This window comes from Vibrio sp. CAU 1672, from assembly GCF_029223195.1.
Lineage (GTDB): Bacteria > Pseudomonadota > Gammaproteobacteria > Enterobacterales > Vibrionaceae > Vibrio.
In genome coordinates this window covers 25,034-39,565 of sequence record NZ_JARHUF010000026.1, presented here as the reverse complement: position 1 = coordinate 39,565, position 14,532 = coordinate 25,034, and the positions used below count along the sequence as shown (strand labels likewise).

The following is a 14,532-nucleotide window of genomic DNA, read 5'->3' as shown; positions in this document are numbered from 1 at the left end:
AGATTGTAGTATTGAAAAAAGCGAAATAAATAGATTGAGTTAATCGAAAAAAACGATGACACTCAAACTGGAATCCTGATCACTACTACGGCGAAAGGAACCGACATAATTATGAATAAGTGGCCCAGTTTGAAGCAGTTACACTATCTGGTCACACTGCATGAAACCCGACATTTCAGCGATGCTGCCGAGCGTTGTTTTGTCAGTCAGTCAACTTTGAGCAAAGGGATACAAAACCTGGAAGAGTTAATTGGCTGTCCCTTGTACGAAAAGAAAGACAAAAAAAGCCCACTGGTTTTTACTCAAGCCGGTGAGATGGTGGTGCAGCATGGACGCGATCTGTTAGCGAAAGGGCAAGATCTGGTTGAGCTGGGGCGTTTGTGCCAGGGGGATGATATGCAAGGTCAACTGAAAGTTGGTTGTATTCCTACTATTGCCCCATTCTTGCTGTGTGATTTGGTTCAAGAGGTAAACTATCGTTTCCCGCAACTGAACCTGCTGCTCAGAGAAGACACCACCACCAACTTGCTCCAGGCTCTGCGTAACGGCCAACTGGATGTACTGATCCTGGCTCTGCCGGTCGAAATCGACGGCATGCAAAGTTGTGTGGTCGGGCAGGATCCTTTTCGGATGGTGATCAGTGCCAATCAAGTGCACTCTGTGCCGCTGCCGATCCGCTATGCGGATCTGCCGGATGAGTCTGTATTCTTGTTAGAAAAAGAACACTGCCTGACGGAACATGCGGTATCGGCTTGTAAGCTGACCGACAAAGAAAAAATTAATCCGTTCACGGCAACCAGCTTACATACACTGGTGCAGATGGTCGCAAACGGGTTAGGGACTACCTTTATTCCTCAGATGGCGATCGATCATGGGCTGTTACACAACCAGAATCTGGTCGTGATTGATCCACCTGGCCAGCAAGCGTACCGCGAGATTGGTTTGGTTTGGCGACCGAGTTCCTCTCGTATCAATACTTTCAATCAACTGGCAGAAGTGGTGTCTGAACTGCTTTAGCAATAAGTATTAGCGGACTCCCCGGGCTTAATTTTCCAAAAACGCACTGTAACAGGTGCGTTTTTTAGCATTTTATTCTATTGGTAAACTTTAACTTGTAAAATTTCACAGACAATCTTGCATGAAGATTTCATAAAATAGTGAAATTTCACATTGTTAATTTTACACATTGCACCGTCAGTTCTGTTTAAGCGCCGTTTGATTTCCCGCTGCCAGCCCTTGTGAATACAAGGGATTTTCCCTCGACTCATTATTCATACGCTTGTTTTAATTTCGACACGACATCAGAAATTTGTGTAAATTAATTACGTAATAACTTACAGAAACGAGCTCAAAATCAAAGGTTTGTTTGATACCGGATAAAACTTTGAATTTAACGTTTTGTTTACTTTGGGGGTTCCGTTTAAATTCTTGTTGGTATAGCTTAATTAAAGGCTTGTAATACTTATGTCTAGATTGCAAAAGCCGCCTGGCTTGCGCAATGTATAGGCATGCAAACGCCGGATGACCATCAAATCTAAGGATGTGATTTGTTGTTTTTAACTTACAAATGTAGTTTTAGGCTTTGTGCTATCAATGAAGAAGCTCGTTAAGGATGAATGATTATGCTTGCTCAGACCGATCAAAAAACACAACAACCACAGCAGACCCAAGGCATGCTTGCAGTGAACGGTACCCTGTTGCCTGAACATCAAGCAATTTTCCCTAATGAAGCCCAAACCTTTTTATCTTTGCTGTGTGAAAAGTTTGCCGGACGTGTTGAGCAACTGCTTAGCGGCCGGGAAGAGCAGCAAGCCCGTATTGATGGCGGAGAGTTGCCGGATTTTTTACCAGAAACTCAAGATATCCGCGAAGGAAGCTGGCAGATTTTGGGTATTCCGCAAGATCTGCAAGATCGCCGGGTGGAGATCACCGGTCCGACAGATCGCAAAATGGTGATCAATGCACTCAACGCCAATGTGAAAGTGTTTATGGCGGATTTTGAAGACTCGATGTCTCCGGCATGGAGTAAAGTGCTGGATGGTCAGGTCAACCTGCGTGATGCGGTGAACGGCACCATCAGCTATACCAACCCCGCTACTGGCCAGCAGTATCAGCTGGCCGATGACCCGGCAGTATTGATTTGCCGTGTACGCGGACTGCACTTAAAAGAAAAACATGTTACGTGGCACGGTGAAAGCATTCCCGGAGCGTTGTTCGACTTTGCGCTGTATTTCTATAACAACTACCAGGCGTTACTGACAAAGGGCAGCGGCCCTTACTTCTACATTCCCAAACTGCAGTCTCATCAGGAAGCCAAATGGTGGAGTGAAGTGTTCCATTTCACCGAAGAGTACTTCGGTTTAGATACTGGCACCATCAAAGCGACCGTTCTGATAGAGACCCTGCCTGCGGTATTTGAGATGGACGAGATCTTGTTCTCGCTTAAAGAACATATTGTTGGACTCAACTGCGGTCGCTGGGATTACATTTTCAGCTACATCAAAACACTGAAGAAACACCCTGAGCGAGTACTGCCTGATCGTCAGGTGGTGACCATGGATAAGCCGTTCCTGAACGCTTACTCGCGACTGCTGGTGCGCACCTGCCACAAACGTGGCGCCTTTGCGATGGGAGGAATGGCCGCCTTCATTCCGGCCAAAGATCCCCAAGAGAATCAAAAGGTACTGGATAAGATCCGTAACGATAAAGCGCTGGAAGCCGAGAACGGCCATGATGGTACCTGGGTGGCGCACCCAGGCCTGGCAGATACCGCGATGGAAGTGTTCAGTGCAGCGTTTGGTGAGCGGAGTAACCAGCTTGACGTGAGCCGTGAGCAGGATGCTCCTATTACTGCTGCCGAGTTGCTTGAGCCGTGTGAGGGTGAACGCTCAGAACAAGGCATGCGCCACAATATTCGTGTCGCTCTGCAGTACATCGAAGCGTGGATCTCGGGTAACGGTTGTGTGCCGATTTATGGATTGATGGAAGATGCCGCCACGGCAGAGATTTCTCGCGCCTCTATCTGGCAATGGATTCAGCATGGCAAGACTCTTGATAACGGCCTGACGGTAACCAAGGAACTGTTTGAGCTGTACCTGAAAGAGGAAATTGAAGTGGTGAAACAAGAAGTCGGCGAAGAGCGTTATCAAAATGGCCGATTTGCAGAAGCTGCCAGTTTGATGGCCAGGCTGACTACCAGTGATCAACTGACCAACTTTTTAACCATTCCGGGTTATGACTACCTGGACTGAAGACCGATAACAACATCACCAATACGTGAAGGATTTTCGCAGCAGATAGGGATGTACTGCTGGAGAAATGGACAACTCAAACGGCACGCGTTTTGACGCTGCCAATAAAACAGAGGGATAGACCGATGACACTAACTCGCCGCCAACAAATTGAAGCTCTGGAAAAAGACTGGGCGACCAACCCACGCTGGAAAAATGTTAAGCGCACTTACACTGCTGAAGAAGTGGTTGAGCTGCGTGGTTCGATGGTTCCGGCCAACACCGTTGCCCAGCGGGGCGCGGATAAACTCTGGTCACTGGTCAACGGTAGTGCCAAAAAAGGCTATGTTAACTGCCTTGGTGCCTTAACCGGTGGTCAGGCGGTGCAACAAGCGAAAGCCGGGATCGAAGCGATTTATCTCTCCGGCTGGCAGGTTGCGGCAGACAATAATACCGCATCAACCATGTACCCGGACCAGTCGCTATACCCGGTTGACTCGGTTCCCTCGGTCGTGAAGCGCATCAACAACTCCTTCCGTCGTGCGGACCAAATCCAGTGGGCAGCCGGTAAGTCACCGGAAGATGAGGGTGGTATTGATTACTTCCTGCCGATTGTTGCGGACGCGGAGGCCGGCTTTGGTGGGGTGCTGAATGCGTATGAGCTGATGAAATCCATGATCGATGCCGGGGCCGCTGGTGTTCACTTCGAAGACCAACTGGCCTCAGTGAAGAAGTGTGGCCACATGGGGGGGAAAGTACTGGTGCCCACCCAGGAAGCGGTACAAAAGTTGGTTGCGGCTCGTTTGGCTGCCGATGTCGCGGGGACGACAACGCTGGTTATCGCGCGTACCGATGCTAACGCTGCAGATCTACTGACGTCAGATTGCGATCCATATGACAAAGATTTTATCATTGGTGAGCGCACTCAGGAAGGCTTCTACCGCGTACGTGCTGGTATCGACCAGGCGATTTCGCGTGGCCTGGCTTACGCGCCATACGCCGATTTGATCTGGTGTGAAACCGCTACTCCTTGCCTGGAAGAAGCCAGAAAGTTTGCGGAAGCGATCCACGCCGAGTACCCGGATCAACTGCTGGCCTATAACTGTTCGCCTTCGTTTAACTGGGAGAAAAACCTGGATGCAGAAACCATTGCTAAGTTCCAGCAAGAGCTTGCCGACATGGGCTACAAATACCAGTTCATTACGTTAGCCGGTATTCATAACATGTGGTTCAACATGTTCGAACTGGCTCACGCTTATGCCCAAGGTGAAGGTATGCGCCATTATGTTGAGAAAGTTCAACGACCCGAGTTTGAAGCGGCAGAAAAAGGTTATACCTTCGTCGCGCACCAACAAGAGGTAGGAACCGGTTATTTTGACCGAATGACCAACACCATTCAGGGCGGTAACTCTTCCGTCACGGCACTGACCGGTTCGACCGAAGAAGATCAGTTCTAATCAATCGCGCACGCAGTACGCACAACCAGAGCGGCCAAGTTGCCGCTCTGTTTATTGTTATGGAAGGCTCAGAGTTTTTCCTCGTCGGGCTCTATCTCGTCTGGCTCGACTTCTTCTTGCAATTCCAGCAGGTTAATTGCGATGGTAACAAAATCCGTATCGGTAATGATACCCACCAGTCTTCCTTTTCTCACTACCGGCAAACACCCCACCTTATGTTTTTGCATATAAATCGCACTCTCTTTTAAACCAGCGCGCGGCTCGGCCGTCATGAGGTTGGTATGCATCATTTCAAACAGCGGGGTATCCAGAGTAAAAGACGCCCCTGATTCGCTGGGGTGCACTGTCGATTCCTGAGCGGCGAGGATGTCACGCTGGGTAACCAGCCCTTGCAAATGATTGTTGGCATCCACAACCGGAATATGTCGAATGTCCAGCGCTTCCATCATCCCCTGAGCATCACGTAAGGTGTGCGTGCGTGTCAACGTGTGTGGGTGACGCGTCATCATATCTTCAACTTTGATCATAGAGACCTCCGAAGGCGTTGTCCTTTACTCTAAATATAGAGAAAAATTTCCGTTATATCTGGGAGCTAACTCGTTTTTCATTAATTAAAAAGTTCCGATCTGGCCCGTTGTCTTCAGGGGTTCGCCAAGGGGAAACCTATGGCGAAAAGAGCTTGCTGGCTGCGCTGCGAGCCAGTTGGCATTCTATTTTGATATTCACGGTAGTCTGGATGTAATCCAATGAGTTGAATCGCACATTTGGCTTGGCTTGGTTTTATTCAGCTCAGTGCTCGAGGAAGCTGCGCACAGCTGAAGGATTAATTGATGACTATGTACAAGCAACTATTAGTGATGGTGGCCGCTCTGAGCCTGCAACCTGCAGAGGCGATCGTGTTGGGTGATGAGGAGCCTGTCGCGGGTGAACGTGTGGCAATTCGCGCCAGCAATATGGCGGAATTTCAGATGTGTGGTGGTACCTTGGTGACAGAGCAGTGGGTGATGACTGCTGCGCACTGTGTGGTGATGGGAGAGGGGACCGATGAAAATAGCTATTATGTGACCCCTCCGGGGGACTTGTCGGTTACAGCAAATGTATCCGATCATGATATTACCTCTATCGATAACTACTATCCGGTGTCTCATGTTGTCGTACATCCGGACTATACCCGTTTTGCTAAAGCCGAAACGGATGGCAATGGCAATTTCAAGCCAATCCAAACCGGCTTAAACAGTGACATTGCGCTGCTCTACCTGACCCGCCCGGTCGCTAACGCCAACCTGGCGGAGTTGGCGACCAAACCGGATATGCTCGATATCGAGGCCCGGTTGGCTGCAGACTGGAGCGATAACTACGCCACCAACCAAAGGACGGCAAATGTGCAGGTTTTTGGCTGGGGGTCTACCACGCCAATGGCATCGGAGCCTTCTACAACCCTGAAAACCACTACGATAGCGTTTCTGCCAATTGATAAGTGCTATGAGCGACTGGAGGTTGGCAGCAGCTATCCAGGTTTAATTGAATCTCGCCAGAATCAAACCAAGATCTGTACATTACCGACGGTTAACCGGCCTTTGGGGCTTACCAGCAGCACCCAATATGGTAACTCGGCGTGTACAGGCGACAGTGGCGGGCCACTGGTGGATGTGGCTACCGGAAAGCAAATTGGTATTGTCAGTGGCGGGCCTTTGGTGTTGCCTACCTGTGGTTCATTAACTATCCCCAGCATCTACACTAAGGTCAGCCAACATTATGATTGGGTTCAGTCTTACATCACCGCAGAACAGCCGCCGAGCAGTTACATTATCGAACCTAATTTTATTAAAGAAAGCAAAGATAGCAGTCCTGGCGAGTGCTACGATGGTATTGCGACCAATAACTGCAATTTTAACGGCTCAGGCGATGAAGGCGGCAGCGTTGGTATGTCCGTATTACTGATGCTGGTGGCGTTGCTTGGGCGGCACCGGCGTCTGGCCTGAAAATTCATCCGATTCACTTTTCCCAGGCAGCGCAACGCGCTGCTTTTTTATCTTCTGCGCGCCTTTCACGTTTTATTACACTCTCGGTAACAGGTTTTGCTGTGATCTGCAGGGATTTACTTGCTATTGCAATATGCCGACATATACTAGTCTGCTGCGAAAAACTCGTCGCACCTTTTTCGTCGACCCGATGTAATATGAGCAACCGATAAGACAAGTAACATGCAAGTATCTGATTTCCATTTTGACCTTCCTGATGAACTCATCGCCCGTTACCCTCAGCCAGAGCGTACCGCCAGTCGCCTGCTGCAACTGGACGGCAACACCGGTGAGCTGGTAGACGGCACTTTTACCGATGTGCTGGAGCAAGTTCAGCCGGGGGATCTGGTGGTCTTCAATAATACCCGGGTTATCCCGGCACGTATGTTTGGCCGTAAAGCATCGGGCGGTAAGTTAGAGGTGTTGGTTGAGCGAATGCTGGATGACAAACGCATTCTGGCGCATGTGCGCTGCTCTAAATCACCTAAACCGGGTTCAACCGTTATTGTCGGCGAGAACGATGAGTACACCGCGGAAATGGTGGCGCGTCATGATGCGCTGTTTGAGCTGAAGTTTGACGCAGATAAAACCGTATTGGAGATCCTGGAAGAGATTGGCCATATGCCGTTGCCGCCGTATATCGATCGTCCGGATGAAGACGCGGATAAAGAGCGTTACCAGACGGTATATAACCAAAAACCGGGGGCGGTAGCAGCGCCAACTGCTGGTCTGCACTTTGATGACGTGTTGCTGGAAAAAATCAAAGCCAAAGGGGCGGAGTTTGCTTACGTGACTCTTCACGTCGGGGCGGGAACCTTCCAGCCAGTTAAAGTCGACAATATCAATGATCACCATATGCATGCGGAATACGTTGAAGTGCCGCAAGGCGTAGTGGATGCCATCAATGCGACCAAGGCGCGCGGAGGCCGGATCATCGCCGTAGGCACCACTTCGGTTCGTTCGCTGGAGAGTGCTGCACAGGATGCATTAAAGAAAGGTACCGAACTGGCGCCATTTTTTGGTGATACCGAAATCTTTATTTATCCTGGCTACGAATATCAGCTAGTGGACTGCCTGATCACCAACTTCCATTTGCCGGAATCGACTTTGATCATGTTGGTGAGTGCGTTTGCCGGCTATGACAATACCATGAACGCTTATAAACATGCGGTGGAAAACCAGTATCGTTTCTTCTCGTATGGCGATTCGATGTTCATTAAAAAGAAAACCAGTTAACCCCATCGCGAGGGGTAATACACAAACAGAATTTACGAGTGCTAGCAGTAGGCTAGGAAATGGGCAGATGGCTGCCCGATTTCTCGCATGGATGAGCGACCGCTCCCTAAAATAGGGTGATAACCCTGAAATAATCGTCAGACTGTTTCTCTGACACCGGAGGCTTCGTGAAACTAAAATTTGATTTGAAAAAGAAAAACGGCAATGCGCGTCGTGGTCAGCTGACTTTCGAACGTGGCACGGTGCAAACCCCAGCGTTTATGCCGGTGGGTACCTACGGCACGGTTAAAGGGATGACGCCTGAAGAAGTAAAAGGCACCGGCGCAGAAATTCTGCTGGGTAACACCTTCCACCTGTGGCTACGCCCGGGGCAGGAAGTGATGAAAATGCATGGCGACCTGCACGATTTTATGAACTGGCACGGCCCAATCCTGACCGATTCAGGCGGTTTCCAGGTGTTCAGTCTGGGTGATATCCGTAAGATCACCGAAGAAGGGGTGCATTTCCGCAACCCGGTCAACGGCGATAAGATTTTCATGGATGCAGAAAAATCGATGGAAATCCAGAAAGACCTCGGCTCTGACATTGTGATGATTTTTGACGAATGTACGCCGTACCCGGCGACACACGCTGAAGCGAAAAAGTCGATGGAAATGTCTTTGCGCTGGGCACAGCGTTCACGTGATCATTTTGACAAACTGGACAATCCAAATAACTTATTTGGTATCGTTCAGGGTGGTGTGTATGAAGATCTGCGTGATGTCTCGGTCGAAGGTCTGACTAAGATCGGTTTTGACGGTTATGCGGTTGGCGGCCTGGCAGTAGGTGAGCCAAAAGAAGACATGCACCGGATTCTGGAGCATACCTGTCCACAGCTGCCGGAAGATAAGCCTCGTTACCTGATGGGGGTAGGCAAACCGGAAGATTTGGTTGAGGGGGTACGCCGCGGTATTGATATGTTCGATTGCGTGATGCCAACGCGAAATGCGCGTAACGGTCACCTGTTTGTGACTGGAGGTGTGATCAAGATCCGCAATGCGAAGCATAAAACCGACACAACTCCGCTCGATCCGCATTGTGACTGTTACACTTGTCAAAACTACTCGAAGTCGTACTTACACCATTTGGATCGTTGTAATGAAATCTTAGGTGCACGTCTGAACACTATTCATAACTTGCGCTACTATCAACGTGTGATGGAAAGTATTCGTACCGCGATTGAGGAAGATCGCTTCGATGAGTTTGTTGAGGAGTTTTATGCTCGCCGCAACCGCGAAGTGCCGCCGTTAGGCAAACAGTAACAATACCAAGCCTTTGGCCCTGCGCCAGAGGCTTTTGCTAATTATTTAAGCAAACGCATTCTATTTTTGAGAGAGCGATCTCTATTACGAAAGCTCTGACTTGAATCTATGATGCAACAGCCCAACTTGTTGGATTATCAATAAAAATTAATGAGGATGTTTTAATGTTTATTTCTCAGGCTCACGCAGCAGCAGAAGGCGCACCAGCAGGTGGCGGTTTTGAAATGCTCATCATGCTAGGTATGTTCGCGGTGATCTTTTACTTCATGATCTACCGTCCACAGTCAAAACGTGTTAAAGAGCACAAAAACCTAATGGCCTCCATGGGCAAAGGTGACGAAGTGCTAACCAGCGGCGGTCTGGTGGGTAAAATCACCAAGATTGCCGAAGATAATGATTTCATCACCATTGAGCTGAATGCAAACAATGAAGTTGTGATCAAAAAAGACTTCGTTACTGCAGTGCTACCAAAAGGCACGCTTAAATCTCTATAAAACAGCTATAGGATCCTCGCTGTGCTAAACCGTTATCCGTTGTGGAAGTACCTGATGGTAATGTTTGCCATTATCATCGCTGCGTTGTACGCGCTTCCAAACCTTTACGGTGAAGATCCGGCTATTCAAGTTACAGGGGCGCGTGGCGCCTCTGTAGATATGTCAACGCTGGATGCTGTCACCGCTGCTCTTGAAAAAGAGCAACTCTCTCATAAATCAATTGCCCTGGAAAATGGGTCAATTCTGGTTCGATTCAATGATACTGATACCCAGATCAGTGCCCGTGATGTGGTCAATGAAGCGCTAGGCAAAGACAAGATTGTTGCGCTTAACTTAGCACCGTCAACACCTGACTGGCTGGAAAGCATCGGTGCCTCGCCACTTAAACTCGGTCTCGACCTGCGTGGTGGTGTTCATTTCCTGATGGAAGTGGACATGGACGCGGCGATGGAAAAGCTGATTGGGCAACAGGAAGAAGCGTTCCGTAGTGAATTGCGTGAAGCCAAGATCCGTTATCGCGGGATTCGTCCGTCTGGTAAGGAAGCGGTAGAAGTGTTGCTGCGTGACGAAGACCAGTTGCTTCAAGCCAAACGCACCTTAGAAAAGAACCACCCGGACATGACTTTTGTCGAGGCTGATTCGAACGGCCGTTTTGCTTTGACCGCTACATTTACCGAGCAGCGCTTGCAAGAAATCCGCAACTATGCGGTTGAGCAGAACATTACCATTTTGCGTAATCGTGTGAATGAACTGGGTGTGGCAGAGCCGCTGGTTCAGCGCCAGGGCGCAAGCCGTATTGTGGTTGAACTGCCGGGTGTACAAGATACTGCGCGCGCTAAAGAAATCCTTGGTGCGACGGCAACGCTGGAATTCCGCGAAGTCGATGACAAAGCGGATCTTGCTGCAGCGGCCAGTGGCCGTGCGCCGGCAGGCAGTGAAATCAAGCAGGATCGCGACGGCCGTCCTGTGGTACTGAAAAAACGCGTTATCCTCAGCGGTGCCAGCATTACCGATGCCAGTTCAAGTGTGGATGAATATGGCCGCCCTCAGGTGAACATCTCGCTCGACAGCGAAGGTGGTAATAAGATGTCGGCGTTCTCAAGACAGAACATCGGCAAACTGATGGCTACCGTATTTGCCGAGTACAAAGACAGTGGTCGTCGTACACCGGAAGGCAAAGTGATCCTTGATAAGCATGAAGAAGTGATCAACCAGGCGACGATTCAGTCGGCGTTGGGGCGTAACTTCCGTATCACCGGTATCGATTCGGCGGCTGAAGCGCATAACCTGGCGCTGCTACTGCGTGCCGGTGCATTGATTGCTCCGATTTCGATCGTGGAAGAGCGTACCATCGGTCCGTCAATGGGTCAGCAAAACATCGATATGGGTATTCAGGCCTGTATCTGGGGTATGGTTGCCGTGATGCTGTTTACCCTGGTTTACTACCGCAAGTTTGGCTTGATCGCCAACGTGGCGTTAATGGCAAACCTGGTGTTGATTATCGGTGTCATGTCGATGATTCCTGGTGCGACGATGACGTTGCCGGGTATTGCCGGTATCGTATTGACGGTCGGTATGGCAGTCGATGCCAACGTGCTGATTTTTGAGCGTATCCGTGAAGAGTTGCGTGATGGGCGCAATCCTCAGCAAGCGATTCACCAAGGCTACGCTAACGCTTTCAGTACCATTGCCGATGCCAACATCACGACTTTAATTACGGCAATCATTCTATTTGCCGTAGGTACCGGTGCGGTGAAAGGTTTTGCGGTAACACTATCTATCGGTATCTTAACCTCCATGTTTACTGCCATTGTAGGTACACGCTGTATCGTGAACCTGCTGTACGGTGGCAAACGTGTTGATAAACTGTCGATCTAAGGCTGGGAATTATTATGTTTCAAATTCTAAAAGCAGAGAAAATGATCGACTTCATGCGTTGGTCAAAAGTGGCATTCGTTTTGTCAATTGTCATGATTGCCGCTTCGCTGTTCACGCTGTCAACCAAATGGTTAAACTGGGGCCTGGACTTCACCGGTGGTACGCTGATTGAAGTGGGCTTTGAACAGCCGGCAAACCTGGAAGAGATCCGTACGTCACTCGAAGCTAAAGGTTTTGGTGATGCCACGGTACAAAACTTTGGTAGTGCGCGTGATGTTATGGTGCGCCTTCGTCCACGTGATGATGTATCGGGTGAGACACTGGGTAACCAGATCATTGGTGCAATCCAACAAGGTACCGGTAAAAGCGTTGAAATGCGCCGGATTGAGTTTGTTGGCCCTAATGTGGGTGATGAACTGACCGAAGCGGGTGGTTTGGCGATCCTGGTTTCATTGATCTGTATCCTGATTTACGTCTCGATGCGCTTTGAGTGGCGTCTTGCGGCAGGTGCGGTAATGGCTCTGGCGCACGATATCATCATTACGCTGGGTGTTTTTTCTGTCATGCAGATTGAGGTTGACCTGACTATTGTGGCGGCACTGCTGACCGTAGTGGGTTACTCGCTTAACGATACCATCGTTGTATTCGACCGGATCCGTGAAAACTTCCGTAAAATGCGTAAAGGTGAGCCTGCTGAAATCATGAACAGCTCAATTACCCAAACATTGAGCCGTACGTTGATCACATCAGGTACGACATTGTTCGTGGTTATCGCCCTGTTTATGCAAGGCGGAGCAATGATCCATGGCTTTGCCACTGCACTATTGCTTGGTATTACCGTTGGTACTTACTCTTCTATTTATGTTGCATCAGCACTGGCGCTGAAACTGGGTATCCAGAAAGAGCACCTGATGCCGCCTCAAGTAGAAAAAGAAGGGGCAGAGTTCGACGAGATGCCATAAGGCAGAGAACCCAAAAACAAAACCGCTGAATCATCAGCGGTTTTTTTGTATCTGAACACCTACTTAGCCAGCTTGGTATAAAAAAGCCCCGCTCAATGAGCGGGGCTATTCGAAAGTCATCAGCGTGACGGGCTTAGGATGACCTTAGGATCTTATTTAAGGATCGCACTGTTGCCGTGTTCGCGAATGTGCTTAAGCATCGATTTCACGCCACGAGCGCTTGAAGCCACAATGTTGCCAGACTTCATGTAGTCAGTACCACCGGCAAAGTCAGTCAGGATTGCGCCAGCTTCGCGAGCGATAAGTTCACCTGCAGCCATATCCCATGGTTTCAGGCCTAGCTCGAAGTAACCATCCACACGGCCTGCCGCTACGTAACATAGGTCAAGCGCCGCTGAACCACTGCGACGGAAGTCAGCACACTCAGTGAACAGAGAACCAATGATCTTAATGAATGATTCAGAGTGTTGCTTCTGTTTGAATGGGAAACCCGTCGCCAGTACAGTGCCTTGCAGGTCTTTAAGCTGTTCTACACGGATACGGGCATTGTTAAGCTGTGCACCGGCACCACGCTGTGCAGTGAAGAGTTCGTTCTGCATAGGATCGTATACACAGGCAACTTCAGTTTTGCCTTTGATGCGAACTGCGATAGAAACGGAGAAGTGAGGGTAACCTTTTACAAAGTTAGTGGTGCCATCCAGTGGGTCGATGATCCATTGTACGTCTTTATCTTTGCCTTCGATAAGACCTTGTTCTTCAGCAACGATACAGTGCTCTGGGTAAGAGTGCTTGATGGTATCGATGATGATAGCTTCTGCTTCTTTGTCTACGTTTGTAACAAAGTCATTAGTGCCTTTTAGATTAGACTCAACTTTATCTGCGTTTTCTAAAGATTTAGCAATATGATTGCCTGCTTTTCGCGCAGCGCGAATAGCAATGTTTAGCATTGGATGCATACGAATTTCCCAACGGATGTTAAAGAACAATTTAAAGCGGCGGCGAGTATACCAGAGATTGATAAAAAAGGAAGTGGTTAATTTTTAAACGAGAAAGGTGAGGGGAGGATCCGGCTCAACATCCCAGCGTGAGCCACGGCGGAATAGCGGCAGACAGACCCGCTTCAGGCTAGGGGGCGACAAAAATGTATGGTAAGATTCTGCGGTTTTTTATTCAGGCAGTGAGCACACATGTTGGATCAAGTTAAAGTGGTTCTGGTTGGTACTTCCCATTCAGGTAACATCGGCTCGGCAGCACGAGCGATGAAGGTCATGGGATTAAGCCAAATGGTGTTGGTGGATCCGCAATGTGAGATCGATGAACAAACCTTCGCCTTGGCTTCGGGAGCGGCTGATATCGCCCAGAATGCAGTAATAGTAGATACGCTCGAAGAGGCTATCGACGATTGCGGACTGGTCGTTGGATCGAGCGCACGCTCTCGTACTCTGGAATGGCCGATGCTGGACCCGCGTGAATGCGGAGAAAAGTTTGCACTGGAAGGGCAACAGCATCCGGTTGCGCTAGTATTTGGCCGGGAAAGAACCGGCTTGACCAATGAAGAGCTGCAAAAGTGCCATTATCACGTTTGTATTCCTGCCAACCCTGAGTACAGCTCACTTAACTTGGCGATGGCGGTGCAGACATTGAGTTATGAAATCCGGGTGGCACACCTCAATCTACTGGCAAAGCAATATGCCCCGGCAGAGCAGGAGGCCTATCCGCGGCATAAAGAGTTGGAAATGTTCTATACACACCTTGAAAAGGTGTTATTGGATACCCAGTTTATCAGTGAAGACCAACCGAGCATGGTGATGAACAAGCTACGCCGTCTGTTCTCCCGTGCGCGTCCGGAAGCACAAGAGCTGAACATCCTGCGTGGGATTCTGACCTCGATTGAAAAGCACCGGCGCTGAGCAAATAATGACCACGTTAGGTGTAAGGATGAATACCTGAGTA

At 49.3% G+C, this 14,532-nt stretch carries 12 protein-coding genes; 10 read left to right on the top strand and 2 right to left on the bottom strand.

The window, feature by feature from the left end:
* Positions 1-111 precede the first annotated feature (111 nt).
* The 3 genes from P2G85_RS18115 to aceA all read left to right on the top strand — a co-directional run bounded on the left by P2G85_RS18115 (position 112) and on the right by aceA (position 4,687).
* Positions 112-1,017 carry a hydrogen peroxide-inducible genes activator gene (locus P2G85_RS18115; RefSeq protein ID WP_275865475.1) on the top strand — a complete coding sequence of 302 codons (906 nt, stop codon included), beginning with the start codon at positions 112-114 and terminating at the stop codon, positions 1,015-1,017.
* Positions 1,018-1,622: 605 nt separating this feature from the next.
* A complete protein-coding gene (gene aceB / locus P2G85_RS18110) occupies positions 1,623-3,251 on the top strand; it encodes a malate synthase A (RefSeq protein ID WP_275865474.1) in 1,629 nt (542 codons plus the stop codon).
* 125 nt (positions 3,252-3,376) lie between these two features.
* Entirely contained in the window at positions 3,377-4,687 is a 1,311-nt protein-coding gene (gene aceA / locus P2G85_RS18105; RefSeq protein ID WP_275865473.1) for an isocitrate lyase, read from the top strand.
* 68 nt (positions 4,688-4,755) lie between these two features.
* Here aceA and P2G85_RS18100 read toward each other — a convergent pair whose 3' ends face one another.
* Positions 4,756-5,214 carry a CBS domain-containing protein gene (locus tag P2G85_RS18100; protein ID WP_275865472.1) on the bottom strand — a complete coding sequence of 153 codons (459 nt, stop codon included), beginning with the start codon at positions 5,212-5,214 and terminating at the stop codon, positions 4,756-4,758.
* Between the two features lie 309 nt (positions 5,215-5,523).
* Between P2G85_RS18100 and P2G85_RS18095 the strand changes: the two genes are divergently transcribed.
* The 6 genes from P2G85_RS18095 (at position 5,524) to secF (ending at position 12,579) form a co-directional block, all read left to right on the top strand.
* Positions 5,524-6,669 carry a serine protease gene (locus P2G85_RS18095; protein WP_275865498.1) on the top strand — a complete coding sequence of 382 codons (1,146 nt, stop codon included), beginning with the start codon at positions 5,524-5,526 and terminating at the stop codon, positions 6,667-6,669.
* Positions 6,670-6,891: 222 nt separating this feature from the next.
* Positions 6,892-7,944 (top strand): tRNA preQ1(34) S-adenosylmethionine ribosyltransferase-isomerase QueA, encoded by a 1,053-nt coding sequence (queA, locus tag P2G85_RS18090; protein ID WP_275865471.1) that lies wholly within the window; start codon positions 6,892-6,894, stop codon positions 7,942-7,944.
* Between the two features lie 167 nt (positions 7,945-8,111).
* Positions 8,112-9,245, top strand: a complete 1,134-nt coding sequence (tgt, locus tag P2G85_RS18085; protein ID WP_275865470.1) for a tRNA guanosine(34) transglycosylase Tgt — start codon at positions 8,112-8,114, stop codon at positions 9,243-9,245.
* 164 nt (positions 9,246-9,409) lie between these two features.
* Positions 9,410-9,739, top strand: a complete 330-nt coding sequence (gene yajC, locus P2G85_RS18080) for a preprotein translocase subunit YajC (RefSeq protein ID WP_275865469.1) — start codon at positions 9,410-9,412, stop codon at positions 9,737-9,739.
* Between the two features lie 21 nt (positions 9,740-9,760).
* Entirely contained in the window at positions 9,761-11,617 is a 1,857-nt protein-coding gene (gene secD, locus P2G85_RS18075) for a protein translocase subunit SecD (RefSeq protein ID WP_275865468.1), read from the top strand.
* A gap of 14 nt (positions 11,618-11,631) precedes the next feature.
* Complete coding sequence (gene secF, locus P2G85_RS18070) at positions 11,632-12,579, top strand: protein translocase subunit SecF (RefSeq protein ID WP_275865467.1); 948 nt, start codon at positions 11,632-11,634, stop codon at positions 12,577-12,579.
* Between the two features lie 152 nt (positions 12,580-12,731).
* Here secF and suhB read toward each other — a convergent pair whose 3' ends face one another.
* Positions 12,732-13,535 carry an inositol-1-monophosphatase gene (gene suhB, locus P2G85_RS18065; protein ID WP_275865466.1) on the bottom strand — a complete coding sequence of 268 codons (804 nt, stop codon included), beginning with the start codon at positions 13,533-13,535 and terminating at the stop codon, positions 12,732-12,734.
* A gap of 231 nt (positions 13,536-13,766) precedes the next feature.
* Between suhB and trmJ the strand changes: the two genes are divergently transcribed.
* The gene (gene trmJ / locus P2G85_RS18060; RefSeq protein WP_275865465.1) at positions 13,767-14,489 is read left to right on the top strand and encodes a tRNA (cytosine(32)/uridine(32)-2'-O)-methyltransferase TrmJ; all 723 of its coding nucleotides are present in this window, start codon (positions 13,767-13,769) and stop codon (positions 14,487-14,489) included.
* Positions 14,490-14,532: the final 43 nt, after the last annotated feature.

What these genes read in the sequence shown, in the direction of transcription:
- P2G85_RS18115 (WP_275865475.1), top strand. Translation starts at nt 112, where the DNA reads ATGAATAAGTGGCCCAGTTTGAAGCAGTTACACTATCTGGTCACACTG.
- aceB (WP_275865474.1), top strand. Translation starts at nt 1,623, where the DNA reads ATGCTTGCTCAGACCGATCAAAAAACACAACAACCACAGCAGACCCAA.
- aceA (WP_275865473.1), top strand. Translation starts at nt 3,377, where the DNA reads ATGACACTAACTCGCCGCCAACAAATTGAAGCTCTGGAAAAAGACTGG.
- P2G85_RS18100 (WP_275865472.1), bottom strand. Translation starts at nt 5,214, where the DNA reads ATGATCAAAGTTGAAGATATGATGACGCGTCACCCACACACGTTGACA.
- P2G85_RS18095 (WP_275865498.1), top strand. Translation starts at nt 5,524, where the DNA reads ATGTACAAGCAACTATTAGTGATGGTGGCCGCTCTGAGCCTGCAACCT.
- queA (WP_275865471.1), top strand. Translation starts at nt 6,892, where the DNA reads ATGCAAGTATCTGATTTCCATTTTGACCTTCCTGATGAACTCATCGCC.
- yajC (WP_275865469.1), top strand. Translation starts at nt 9,410, where the DNA reads ATGTTTATTTCTCAGGCTCACGCAGCAGCAGAAGGCGCACCAGCAGGT.
- secF (WP_275865467.1), top strand. Translation starts at nt 11,632, where the DNA reads ATGTTTCAAATTCTAAAAGCAGAGAAAATGATCGACTTCATGCGTTGG.
- suhB (WP_275865466.1), bottom strand. Translation starts at nt 13,535, where the DNA reads ATGCATCCAATGCTAAACATTGCTATTCGCGCTGCGCGAAAAGCAGGC.
- trmJ (WP_275865465.1), top strand. Translation starts at nt 13,767, where the DNA reads ATGTTGGATCAAGTTAAAGTGGTTCTGGTTGGTACTTCCCATTCAGGT.